The sequence below is a fragment of the Rahnella aquatilis CIP 78.65 = ATCC 33071 genome (assembly GCF_000241955.1).
In the GTDB taxonomy this organism is placed as follows: Bacteria; Pseudomonadota; Gammaproteobacteria; order Enterobacterales; family Enterobacteriaceae; genus Rahnella; species Rahnella aquatilis.
In genome coordinates, this window is the sequence record NC_016818.1 from 4,602,335 (window position 1) to 4,614,727 (window position 12,393).

The window sequence follows — 12,393 nt, forward strand, 5'->3', positions numbered from 1 at the left end:
AAAATAGACATCAGTACTTGCGTCTTTATGGCCCCACCGGGAATCAGGTAGAACCACGTATAATTAACGTAAACTCAAGGTCGAAGTGAATATTATTTTTCCCCTCCAGCAGCAAGGCAGCGGCTATCTCACCTTTTCTAACGGGATCCTGGGAAATGGTAGTGAGCCCGATTTCATTCTCTGGCCGGGGAATATTATCAAATCCGGTAATCGCGATATTTTGCGGAACCCGTAACCCGGACTGCCGGCAATAATTAATCGCGCCTTGCGCAAAGCGGTCAGACAGGCAAATAAACGCGGTTATTCCCGGGTTTACGTTAAGTAATTCCTGCGCCGCTATTTCGCCAAACGTCTCGTGATGGCTTGTTTCACAAAGAAAGCAATTATCGAGTTCGATATTCCATTCGCGGAAAGTCTCCACACAAGATTTCACCCGGGTGATCATAACGTCATTATCACCTGAAATATCCTGACTCAATGGCACGATACCCTTACGCCCCTGCAGTGAAGGAAATGAAATAATCCCGAATTCACGGTGTCCTTTTTCCAGCAGGTGCAGGCAAATTTCCCTCATCGCCCGGTAGTTATCAATGGAGACACTGCTGTGCGGGGGAATTTTAAAATCCGTGGTCACCACCGGCAGATTTTTTGATAATGCCTTAGCGATAATCTGGTCATTATTGTGTGTCGCATTAAGGATATAACCATCTACCGCTGTGTTAATCACACTGGCCCGCGCGCCCTGTCCATTATGCAATGGGATCAGGATGATGCTGACACCTTTGCGGTCACATTCACCGGCGATGCCCTGCATGAGTTGCACGTCATGGCTGTCAGTAAAAACATAACTCAGCGTGTCATTGAAGATAATGCCAATCGCGTCCGACCTGCCGGTACGTAATGCGCGCCCGATATTATCGGGTCCGTAGAAATTAACGGAATGAGCGTAATCAATTATTCGCTTTCTTAAGGATTCAGATAACTTCCCCGGGTTATTAAATGCATTCGACACCGTCGTGTGCGTCACCCCCAATTCACGGGCAATTGATTTTAAGGTTATCTTACTCAGTTTACACACTCCTGAATGCTTTGAATAAATGAAATCTCCCGTCTAAAAAACACATAATTCGCCAATATATACTCACAAAAAAAAAGCTATTGCAATGGATATATGGAATAAAGTTTAACGTTAAACAAAATCATTTGTGTGACGGCAATAACATTTATTTACCAAATTTACATGCTAGCGTTTAAATAGAAATTAAATCATAAAATAATAATATGAATAACCATTAAATATAATATCAAATTATGAATTACAACCTAATGGAAATAGGAAACCGCATGAAAAAAATGAAACTGGCTGCTATTGCAGGTATCACGTTATTTCTTTCCGGCTGCGGGCCTGAAGAGAAAGATCAGACCAGCATTAAAATGTGGATAGCGCCCAATGTGACTCAGGAAGTGTATTGGGGCGAGGTAGTAAAAGAATGGAACAGTAATCCGGCCAACAGAAAAGTGGAATTCACGCCAATACCGGCGGCGGGGAGTTCTGAAGAAGCCATTATGAACGCGCTGGCATCAGGCACCGAGCCAGATATATCCACCAATATTTTTATCGGCTTCGCTAAACAGTTATCCGAACTTAAACAACTCAATGACTACGCCAAAATGCCCGGTTTTCAGGAACTGGTTGAAACCCGACATATGGGGAAAGCCGTGGCATCATGGCAGTTCGAAGGGCAGCAAAATGTTATCCCGATTTATATCAGCCCGGTCGTGTATTGGTGGCGTAGCGATCTGCTGGCTGAGCAAGGTTTTGATCATGTGCCGGCCACCTATGATGAAATTTACACGCTGTCAGAACGGATGACGCAAAACCAGAAAGGCTACAGCCTGCAAATCACCAGCGGCAAAAACTGGTGGGATCGCTGGTTCGACTTTATTCCGCTGTATTACGCCGCCTCTCAGGGCAGCCCGTATATTGAGAGCCATAAAGCCAGCTTTGATAATGAAGCCGGACAACAGACCCTCACCTTCCTCAATAAAATGTTTGCGAACAAATGGACCAGCTATGATTTCAGCGCCGCCGACGATCCGCTGGCAGCGGGAAGCGTGCTGGGCGCGGTTCGCGGACCATGGGATATTGACCGCTATCAGAAGCAATTCCCCGAGGTGTTAAAAACCATCCGTATCGGCCCGATGCCGACACTGACCGGCGAACCCGGCGTGGCCACCATGGCTGACAGCAAAGGGATCGTGATGTTCAGCACGTCAAAAGTGCAGGCCGACGCCTGGAAGTTTATTCAATGGGTATACAGCGATCCGAAACATGACCGGCGCTGGCTGGAACTGACCGGCATGCCACCTGCCCGGGAAGATCTGCAAAGCAATCCGATTTTTGAAGAGTATCTGCAACAACACCCATTAGTTAACGCGATTGTCTCCTACGTCCCGAAAGCGGTACCTCCGGCACCAGTCACTAAAACCGTTGAAGTCCAGCGGACGATGACCCAAATGATTGAAAAACTGGTGTTTAAAAATAGCCCGATACCCGAGGTGATTCAGGCGTCCTCACAAGAGATCGACAAAACGCTGGGGCAGTAAGCGATGATAAAAATCAAAGAGTCATCACTGGGAGGCCTTCTGGCCTCCACTTACCTCGGATATTCGCTGGTATTCTGGCTTTATCCTTTTCTCTGGCTGGCGGTACTGAGTTTTACTGACTGGAAATTTATTGGCGTTCCGTCCTTCAACGGGGTAAAAAATATTATTTCCGTCATGCAGAACCCTTTATTCTGGACGTCGGTTTATAACGTATTTAAATTTCTGGCTTACTATCTGCCGATAGTTTTTGTTTCTTCACTATTGTTCGCTTTCGGACTAAGAAAGATAAAATACGGTAAAGCGTTTGTTGCCCTGAGTTTCCTGCTCGCCAATGTTTCATCCGGCGTGGCGTATTCCATTGTATTTTCGAAACTGTTCAGTGAAACAGGGCCGATCAACACGTTTCTGATGGACATATTTGGCATTAATGTTCCGTGGTTTACTCACCCAGATTTCGCCATGTTATCTATTGCCCTTATTATCACCTGGAAATTTGTCGGTTATTATGGCCTGATTTTTTATTCCGGGCTGATTACTATTCCCAAAGATATTTACGATGCCGCCGATCTCGATAAAACCACGGGCCTCGGAAAAATATGGCATATCACATTGCCCCTGATGAATGCCCAGATAGTCATGGTGCTGGTTCTCGCGATTACAGTCGCGTTCAGTATTTTTACCGAACCTTATCTCATCACCGGCGGTGGCCCGCTGGAAAGCACCACCACGCCTATGGTGGTCATGTATGAGGCCGCCTTCCGGCAGATGCAGCCCAGCTGGGCCGCGACCATGTCTATTATTGTCGCCCTGTTCAGTTTCTCACTGATCTGGATATTGCGCCGGTGTCTGGAAAAGAAAATCGAGATCGTATGATGAAGACACAATCTGTGAGGACAGGAGCCGCCGCTCCTGTACAAAAATTTTTACTGAAACAAACGATCGGCTCCGTAGTGATCCATCTGCTGATGTTTGCGCTGGCCATCACCTGGTTATATCCGTATTTGTGGATGTTAATCGGTTCGTTTAAAAATACAGCCGATATTTATACGACATCTCTTTTTTCCGGCCCGCTGTCATTCGATAATTATATTTTCCTGTTCGATGGTACCGGTAAAGCAGAAAAACCGTTTCTGCGGACGTTGTTTAACTCCATATTTATTACATTAACCATCACGGTTTGCGTCACACTGACATCGTGTTTAATTGGCTATGCGCTGGCAAAAATGGAATTTAAAGGCCGGGATATTTTCAAAAATCTGCTCATCCTGCAAATGGTTTTCCCGGCTTTCATGTTTATTATTCCGCATTTCGTACTGATGCGAGAGCTCGGCATGATTAATTCTTATGGTGCTCTTATTTTACCGTTCGTCATGAATGGCTGGGGCATTTTTATGATCTCGCAGAGTTTTAAAGGTACGCCAAATGACTATATTCATGCCGCAAGGTTAGATCACGCCGGTCTTATCAAAATATTGCTCCATGTCATGCTGCCCCTCAACAAATCTATTTTGGCCATCGTCGCGATTTTTACCTTTACCAGCGCCTGGGACAATTTTCTCTGGCCGCTGATTGTCATGCAGGACGTCAACAAAATGCCACTTTCCGTTCTGCTGGCAACGTTCAGTAAATCCTATGGCATTTATGTCGGCCCGGTTCTGGCGGGTTCAGTAGTACAAACCCTGCCGATCGTCGTTTTGTTTATCCTCTTCAGGAAGCATTTCCTGGAAGGGATGTCGCTTTCACTTAAATAACAGGTCTGAATGATGAATAACCTGAAAACATGGCAGGACCGGGTATTTTATCAGGTGTATTTACCCTCGTTCTGTGACGGTAACGCTGACGGATTAGGCGATTTTCAGGGTCTGGTTTCTAAACTGGATTATCTGGCTGAGCTGGGCATTGGCGGCATCTGGATCACCCCCTTTTATCCCTCTCCGCTGGTGGATAATGGCTACGACATCAGCGATCACTGCGCCGTAGACCCGCGCTTTGGCACGTTAGACCTTTTCGATGAACTGATTGCGGCCTGTCATCAGCGCAATATCCTGCTGGTCATTGACGTGGTGATTAACCACGTTTCGGACCAGCATCCGTGGTTTCAGGCGGCCCTCCGTCAGCCGGACAGCCCTTTCCGTGACTTCTTTTTCTTTCGTGAGAAAACCAATAACTGGACCTCTTTCTTTGGCGGCTCAGCCTGGACGCAGGAACCCGGCGGGACAGAGAATTACTACCATAAATTCTCGCCTCAGCAGGTATGCCTGAACTGGTCAAATCCTGCCGTGGAGCAGGAGATTAAAAAGATCTTCGATTTCTGGATAGCACGCGGTGTCGATGGCTTTCGTTTTGATGTGATTAATTTTCTGACCACCAACGGCATCGGGGAAGATCACCCACCCGCCGGAGGGGGCGAAGAACCGCCACATGACAACGATATCAATCAGCCCGGTGTGCTGAACGTGGTGAATCGCCTGTGTCGCCATATCCGTGCCCGGGGGGAATTCCTGCTAATTGGCGAAGTGGGCAGTGATGAATTACCGGTCATGGCCCCTTATCAGGGGGCCGGGCTGCTGGACGTGGTGTTTAATTTCAATCTCGGCAGCCAGAAACGCTTTGATATCGCGGCGATTTTCGCCGAATTGCAGGCGATGGAAACCACGCTCTCCGGCTTACCGACACTGTTTTTCTCCAGCCATGATATGTCACGGATGATCAGCCGTTTCGGTGAATCAGCCCGCGATATCCCCCGCGCTATGGCCGTTTTCGCCCTGCAAATGACCGCCCGTGGCGTGCCCTTTATCTTTCAGGGAGAAGAAATCGGCATGACCGATTTTATCCCTCAGAATGTGCAGCAGATGCGGGACATCCAGGGCATCACTCAGTATCACACTGCCATTTCACAAGGCATGAGTGATAAGCAAGCGCTTACTTATGCTTTGCCATTCTGCCGGGATGCCTCCCGTTTACCGGTACCCTGGACACCAGCGGATGCCGGAGACGATCAGATTAACGTCGAAGATGAAAGTAAGCGCTCACAATCAATCCTGGCCTATTATAAGCGACTGATCCACATAAGAAATACTCATCCCTCCCTTCAGCATGGCCACTATCAGTACCTCACGCTGTTTAAACAATGCCTGATTTTCCGTCGTCATCTGGGCGCTGAATGTCTGGAAGTGATGATCAATTTCGGCCCGCCGGTCATCAACGTGGGCTTTGACGATGGTAATGCTGTCCTGTTCGGCACGGATGAACCGCTGCTGGAAAAAAACCAAATTCTTATCAAAAAGGTGAACCATGAAAATGCTCAGAAGTGATAAAAACCCGCTGTTAACACCTGCTGACGTTACTCCTTCCCAGCCCGGCTGGAAGGTCGATTGTGTTTTTAACGCAGGCGTATGTTCATATCAGGGAGAAACCCTGCTGCTGCTTCGTGTCGCGGAAAGCGTGCTCTCAACCGACGCTAATTGTCTGGAAGTGCCGCTTCTGGTAAATCAGCAAAGCGCCTGGCGGGCGGGCACAAAACGTTTTCGTCGCGATGATCCGGCCTATGATTTCAGTGACCCCAGAATGATTGCACTGAAAGCTGACCCTTCGGTGATCTGGCTGACCTCCATGTCACATCTGCGTTTAGCGCGCAGTCACAACGGCGAAGATTTTAGTGTTGATACTCAGCCCTTTTTGACCGCTGATACGCAATACGAACAATTTGGCTGTGAAGATCCACGAATTACGCTGATCGATGGCGTTTACTACATCAATTATTCGGCCATTTCGCCGTATGGCATTTCCACCGCGCTGGCGACCACCACCGATTTTGTCACTGTGGAAAAACAAGGCGTGATTTTCTGCCCCGATAACCGCGATGTCTGCTTCTTCCCGGAAAAAATTAACGGCAAATATCAGGCCCTGACCCGTCCTTCACCCAAACATTTTGGCAAGCCGGAGATCTGGATGTGTGAATCACCGGACATGCTGCACTGGGGCAATCATCGCCATTTGCTCGGCAGTGCTTCCGGCGACTGGGATGCGCTGAAACTGGGCGGTGGCGCACCGCTGATAAAAACGGTGCGCGGCTGGTTGCAGATTTATCATGGTGTGGATAAAGACCAGCGTTATTGCCTCGGCGCGATGCTGCTCGATCTGAATAATCCGTTCAACATCCTCGCCAAATCTTCAGTGCCGCTGTTACAACCGGAAGCGATATATGAAAAAGAAGGATTCTTTGGCAACGTTGTCTTTACCTGCGGCGCATTGCTGGAGGGAGACCTGTTGAAAATTTATTACGGGGCAGCCGATGAGTGCATTGCACTGGCAACAATGCCGCTCGATGCCTTATGGGTTCATCTTGGAATGCCGCTGTGAGCACGGTTGAAACATTACTCCGCCAATTTCATTCCCTGAAATTGCCAGTGCCCGCCGGAGAAAAAATCTCTTTTTCCGGCGCAGGGGACGACGATGTTTATAACCTGACCGCACCGTTTCGTTGCGCAGACATTTCGGTCATTGCGGCGCGTGTCGAGCCCAGAAACTCAGAGTTATCACAGGTAAAATTTTTTGAATTTGATGGCGTCCGTCAGTGCACATTACTGCCTGACGCGCCGGTCTTCGCTCTTCAGGATCCGTTCTTTGCCCGGATCGGCGGGGAATTTATCTTTGGCGGGGTCAGCGTTGAGCCGGCGGATGGCACCAGCGGGAGACTGCAATGGAGAACCGTGCTGTACCGGGGAGCAGATATGTACTCTCTGCGCCCATTTTTCATCGGACCTCAGGGCATGAAAGACATCCGTCCGGTGGGTTTACCGGACGGAAAAGTATTGCTGTTTACCCGTCCGCAGGGTGAAACCGGCGGACGAGGTACCATCGGTTATATTCTGCTGGATTCACTGGAGGATCTGACCCCGGCCAAGATAGCTCAGGCGACATTGCTGCAGGGACAGGTCGCCGCCGAAGAATGGTGTGGTGTGAATGCGGCATACGTTCTGGATGGACATCAGATCGGTGTGCTGGGACATGTTGCCCGTTTCGACGCCCGTGGATACCGGAACTATTATGCCTGCTCGTTCATTTTCAACTGCCAGACCTATCGCTGCACGGCCATGAAAATCATCGCTGAACGCAAACAGTTCAAACCCGGCGCCGCCAAACGCGCCGATCTTGAAGACGTCATCTTCCCCGGAGGTCTTTGCATTACTGAGTCATCTGCGCCCCGGTTATATTGCGGAACCAGTGATTGTGAAGCGCAATGGATTGAAATAAACCATCCCTTTAAGTAACAGGAAAATAATACATGAATAAAGCTCAGGTAATATCTTGTCTTTGTCTCACACTTCCCTTTCCTATCGATGCACTGGCTGAGGAAAAAGTGCAAAAAGCATCTTCACTTCCCATCTGTATAACGCCCGTTGTACAACCCGATGCAGGAAAAAATGAAGTCATAAAACCAAAGCCAGAAAATATTAATGCTGCCATTTATCCGGGTGAAAAAATCAGAATGAAACATCCGAGTGGTAAAGTAGTGGATGCAGTTATTAGTGTCGATAATGACAATATTGCGCTGGTAGAGTTAGAGGAAGGTGATACCGGCTATAACCTTCACGGCAACTGGCTGACAGAATATAAAATAGAGCATTTCAGAAATGAAGGTTCTTCACATAACTCCCGTCCTGTTCACGAATGGGTTTTCGGCGACGGACGTGTAAATCTGGGAGATACCGGTTTTAACCTGGGTTTTGTGCTTAAAAAGGTTTCCTTTAAGAACGAAATTCACGACGCATCCAATAATCATACCGATTTTCGTATGACAGAAATGGAAGTCCGGCCAGCGTATGCTTATGAAACCGGTAAGCACTGGATGATGTTCGAAGCCATCTATCTGGGAAAAACCGGTTATGAAAAACCCACGGTGGCGGAAAGTAACGCGTACCTGATTGGTGGCGACGGCTATGGTTTCCGGCCTTATTATCGTTATCAGGCCACGGATAAACTGGCAGTGAATACCGACCTTAAATGGCTGACAGAAGACAAAGGCGCGAACGGGGCTGATTCTGGAGAATTTGTTTTTTATGAAGCACTGCTCAATGTGAGTTATCGCGTAACGGATGATTTCACCGTGGGAACCGAATTCTTTCGAAAGGAAGGCAATGACTATGACAGAAATGGTAACCGTGGCTCCAATGTGGTCGAAAAAGAGATCCGCCCCTGGGCAACGTATCATCTGGATAAACATAATTTCCTGTTAAAAATGGAGCCGCAGCATAAACGAATTAAGGATCGTAAAGGTAACGAAACCTACAGTGCTAAAGCCTGGAAATATATCGTTAACTACAGCTACGCAATTACGCCAAAAGTTTATTTTGTCTCCGAAGTATTTTACCGGACAGAAGGCGAGAAGGAAATTGACGGAATGAGCGGGTTCGATGACCAGACGACCAACTTTGGTAAAGTAGGCTTTAACTTTATCTTTTGATACTTATCATTAACGACAATCAATAATAATAAACAATATATAAACAAACCCTTTTTATCTTTACCTCCGATATCTTCAGTAATGAAGAATGAATAATACAAGGACCGCTATATGAGTCTTGCAAAAATAATATTACTGGTTTTTATTTCAACATTCTCTATCTCTTCTTTTGCTATACCCGTCAATACTGCGCATCTGGATTCACTTTACGAACAAAGGATGCTCCCGAATGGCAAATCGGTAGGAATTATTCATATTTATAGTGAATATCCTAAATATGGATGGGTAAAAGATCCGATTGAAGGTGTTTCTGCTATCGATGATATTTCACGTGCGCTGGTGTTCTATACCGGTTTGTATTCGCATCAGCCCGCTCCTGCGGTGATGAATAAAATCATCCATCTGACCCGCAGCATTTTGATGATGCAGGCTGAAAACGGTTATTTCTATAATTTCATTTATCCGGATAACTCCATCAATACCACTTATAAAACCAGCGTCGCTGAACCGAACTGGTGGACGTGGCGGGCTTTATGGGCACTGGCCAGCGCGTATCCTGTCGTGAAGGCGCAGGATGAAACACTCGCCGCACAGATGCACAATGTCCTTTTCCGCCAGACTCAGGCCCTGACAGGTTATGTACAGGAAACGCAGACCCTGACGACATTAAAAGGGATTACGTTGCCCGTATGGATGCCGAATGGTGGTGCAGATCAGGCCGCCATTCTGCTGCTGGCCCTGACCCGTATGCAGCAAATTTCGCCCCAGCCAAACATCGAAAAAATGATGAGAATGCTGGCCAGCGGCATCATGACCATGCAAATACGCGACGTCACATCGTCCGCAAATGGCGTGTTCCTTAGCTGGAAAAATACCTGGCATGGCTACGGCAACAATCAGGCTTATGCGTTGCTTGAAGCCGGAACAGTATTAAATGACAGAGATATGGTGAAAGCCGCGTTTTACGAGCTGGATAATTTTCATCCGTGGTTAATCAGTCAGGGTTATCTCACCAGTTTCTCCGTCAGCAAGACCGGGGAAAGTGTTGAAATGAATGATAAACAGCAATTTTCTCAAATCGCTTATATCTTCCGTCCGATGATTTTTGCCAATTTACGTGCTTATGAAATTTCGCGAGATACCCGCTATATCGACCAGGCCGTGACGCTGGCGATGTGGTTCTACAGGGGGAACGTAGCGCGGATCCAGATGTACTTACCGGATTCCGGGCTGGCATTTGACGGGCTGGATCCCGAAAAAAGCGTTAACCGTAACTCAGGCGCAGAATCGACAATAGAAACGCTGCTGGCGCTGGATGCGATTGAACGCTCGCCGCTGGCGAAGAAGCAACTGGAGGAAAGGTTAAGTCGCGGAAAATAGCACACAGGAAATTCACCAAAGCAGAGTAAAACTCTGCTTTGGTTTTGCTAATGGATAGTAATTGGTCATCTTTTCATATAACAGAATACGTTAATTCAGGAATTTAGCTCATCTACTTATCCGGAGTACCTTCAAAATGAATTTATTCATGCATCAATACCATTAAAAATTTGATTTATTTGTCGTCACGAAACATGATATTAAAATTCGTATCAAAACATTGCTTAATTAATTATCCATGGGATAGATTTTTTTGTGTAAATATTCATTTCTTAAATATATTCTGCCCATTTTAATGGCTGGCGTCATTATATCCGGCGTTGCGGCCCCCCTGAATCCGGCCGACCGTGACCTGATCCGTCAGGAACAACAGGAATTATTAAGGCAGAGCCAACAACAACGTGATGATCTGCAACGCAGTCTTTCTCCCGTTTCACCCGTCGAATTACACATAGAAGAAAGCAATACCCTCTGTTTTTACATTCATAAAATATATATAAATAACGCAACACTTCTTTCTGATAAAGAACAGCAAGAGATTAATAGCCCTCATCTTAATCAATGTATAGGAATGAGCAGAATTGCGGAAATAACCCGTCAAATCTCTGACTGGTATATTCATCAGGGATATATAACCAGCCGCGCATTTATCTCTGAACAGGATTTATCTCAGGGAGAATTACATATTTCGGTGCTGGAGGGACGTCTTGAAAAAATCACCCTCGAAGGCGATTCATCTTCACAGCTCACCATGGCTTTTCCGGGGCTGGAAGGCGGTATTCTTAATCTGCGTGACATCGAACAGGGCATGGAGCAAATCAACCGGTTACGCAGTAATCCGGTGCAAATAGACATTCTTCCCGCCAAAAAATCCGGCTATTCCATTGTTAATCTCACCGCCACGCCGGAATCCCCTCTCAGTGCCTCGTTGAGTTTTGATAACAGCGGGCAAAAAAGTACCGGTACCGGGCAGCTTAGCGGCTCGCTGACTGCCGGTAACGTTCTGGGCATGGCGGATAAATGGTTCGTCAGCGGCGGACGCAGCAGCGACGGGGCCACCTCGCATGACGCACAGAACGTACAGGCCGGACTCAGCATTCCTTACGGCTATAACCTGGTCGATTACAGCTACAGCTGGAGCAACTACCTCAGCACGATCGACAACAATGGCTTTGGCTGGGCATCCACCGGCGACAGCGTCACCCACCGTTTAACCGCCTCGCGGGTGCTATTTCGCAACGGCGATATCAAAACCGGTGCTTCGATCGGACTGACACATCAGATCAGCAATAACTCTCTCAATGATGTGTTGCTTGACAGCAGCAGCCGCAAGCTGACCAGCCTGCTGTTTGGCCTGAACCACACGCAAAAAATCCTCGGCGGCGTCGCGACTTTCAACCCCACATTCAGCCATGGCGTGTCCTGGCTGGGTGCGGAAGACGATAACGGCAAAAACGATGATTTGCCGAAAGCCGGGTTTAAAAAATGGAGCCTGAACGGCAGCTTTCAGTTGCCGGTGGCTGAAGATTTATGGTGGCTGACCAGTTTCTACGGTCAGTGGTCGCCGGACAGGCTGTATGGCAGCGAGCGTCTGACCCTCGGTGGCGAAAGCTCGGTGCGCGGCTTTAAAGAGCAATATCTTTCCGGCGATAACGGCGGTTACTGGCGTAACGAACTGAACTACAGACTGTTCACATTGCCGTTTATCGGCCAGGTCAGCAGCGTGGTGGCACTCGATGGTGGCTGGCTGCAAAAAGATAACAAAGACCCATGGGCATCCGGCACCCTGTGGGGGGGCCGCCGTCGGGCTTTCCACCACAAATCGTTATTACTCCAGCCAGTTCACCGTGGGCACACCATTGCAATATCCGGACTGGTTAGCGCCTGACCACCTCAGCATTTATTACCGCATCGCGTTTGTGATTTAAGGGAAAAAGATT

At 47.8% G+C, this 12,393-nt stretch carries 9 protein-coding genes and 1 pseudogene; 9 read left to right on the plus strand and 1 reads right to left on the minus strand.

The window, feature by feature from the left end; translation table 11 throughout:
• Window positions 1-43: 43 nt before the first annotated feature.
• The gene (locus tag RAHAQ2_RS20825; RefSeq protein WP_015699100.1) at window positions 44-1,078 is read right to left on the minus strand and encodes a LacI family DNA-binding transcriptional regulator; all 1,035 of its coding nucleotides are present in this window, start codon (window positions 1,076-1,078) and stop codon (window positions 44-46) included.
• A 266-nt stretch (window positions 1,079-1,344) separates the two neighbouring features.
• On the opposite strand from RAHAQ2_RS20825, the gene RAHAQ2_RS20830 reads away from it, so the two are divergent.
• The 9 genes and pseudogenes from RAHAQ2_RS20830 to RAHAQ2_RS20870 all read left to right on the plus strand — a co-directional run bounded on the left by RAHAQ2_RS20830 (window position 1,345) and on the right by RAHAQ2_RS20870 (window position 12,381).
• Window positions 1,345-2,607, plus strand: a complete 1,263-nt coding sequence (locus tag RAHAQ2_RS20830; RefSeq protein WP_015699101.1) for an ABC transporter substrate-binding protein — start codon at window positions 1,345-1,347, stop codon at window positions 2,605-2,607.
• Window positions 2,608-2,610: 3 nt separating this feature from the next.
• A complete protein-coding gene (locus RAHAQ2_RS20835) occupies window positions 2,611-3,480 on the plus strand; it encodes a carbohydrate ABC transporter permease (RefSeq protein WP_015699102.1) in 870 nt (289 codons plus the stop codon).
• A gap of 53 nt (window positions 3,481-3,533) precedes the next feature.
• Complete coding sequence (locus RAHAQ2_RS20840) at window positions 3,534-4,358, plus strand: carbohydrate ABC transporter permease (protein ID WP_037040879.1); 825 nt, start codon at window positions 3,534-3,536, stop codon at window positions 4,356-4,358.
• A gap of 12 nt (window positions 4,359-4,370) precedes the next feature.
• Window positions 4,371-5,921: an alpha-amylase family glycosyl hydrolase gene (locus RAHAQ2_RS20845; RefSeq protein WP_015699104.1), complete on the plus strand. Its 1,551-nt coding sequence runs from the start codon at window positions 4,371-4,373 to the stop codon at window positions 5,919-5,921.
• Complete coding sequence (locus tag RAHAQ2_RS20850) at window positions 5,908-6,969, plus strand: glycoside hydrolase family 130 protein (RefSeq protein WP_037040874.1); 1,062 nt, start codon at window positions 5,908-5,910, stop codon at window positions 6,967-6,969. Before RAHAQ2_RS20845 ends, RAHAQ2_RS20850 begins: the two co-directional genes overlap by 14 nt.
• A complete protein-coding gene (locus RAHAQ2_RS20855) occupies window positions 6,966-7,880 on the plus strand; it encodes a DUF1861 family protein (RefSeq protein WP_049796141.1) in 915 nt (304 codons plus the stop codon). The genes RAHAQ2_RS20850 and RAHAQ2_RS20855 overlap by 4 nt, the downstream gene beginning before the upstream one ends.
• 14 nt (window positions 7,881-7,894) lie before the next feature.
• Complete coding sequence (locus RAHAQ2_RS20860; RefSeq protein WP_015699107.1) at window positions 7,895-9,073, plus strand: porin family protein; 1,179 nt, start codon at window positions 7,895-7,897, stop codon at window positions 9,071-9,073.
• Between the two features lie 111 nt (window positions 9,074-9,184).
• Window positions 9,185-10,453, plus strand: coding sequence for a hypothetical protein (locus RAHAQ2_RS25760; RefSeq protein ID WP_015699108.1), 1,269 nt, complete (start codon window positions 9,185-9,187; stop codon window positions 10,451-10,453).
• Between the two features lie 295 nt (window positions 10,454-10,748).
• Window positions 10,749-12,381, plus strand: a pseudogene (locus tag RAHAQ2_RS20870) (ShlB/FhaC/HecB family hemolysin secretion/activation protein).
• The last annotated feature ends 12 nt before the right edge of the window (window positions 12,382-12,393 follow it).

Bases quoted from the DNA above. Each gene is read 5' to 3' on its own strand.
- RAHAQ2_RS20835 (WP_015699102.1), top strand. From the start codon at position 2,611: ATGATAAAAATCAAAGAGTCATCACTGGGAGGCCTTCTGGCCTCCACT.
- RAHAQ2_RS25760 (WP_015699108.1), top strand. From the start codon at position 9,185: ATGAGTCTTGCAAAAATAATATTACTGGTTTTTATTTCAACATTCTCT.
- RAHAQ2_RS20860 (WP_015699107.1), top strand. From the start codon at position 7,895: ATGAATAAAGCTCAGGTAATATCTTGTCTTTGTCTCACACTTCCCTTT.
- RAHAQ2_RS20850 (WP_037040874.1), top strand. From the start codon at position 5,908: ATGCTCAGAAGTGATAAAAACCCGCTGTTAACACCTGCTGACGTTACT.
- RAHAQ2_RS20845 (WP_015699104.1), top strand. From the start codon at position 4,371: ATGAATAACCTGAAAACATGGCAGGACCGGGTATTTTATCAGGTGTAT.
- RAHAQ2_RS20830 (WP_015699101.1), top strand. From the start codon at position 1,345: ATGAAAAAAATGAAACTGGCTGCTATTGCAGGTATCACGTTATTTCTT.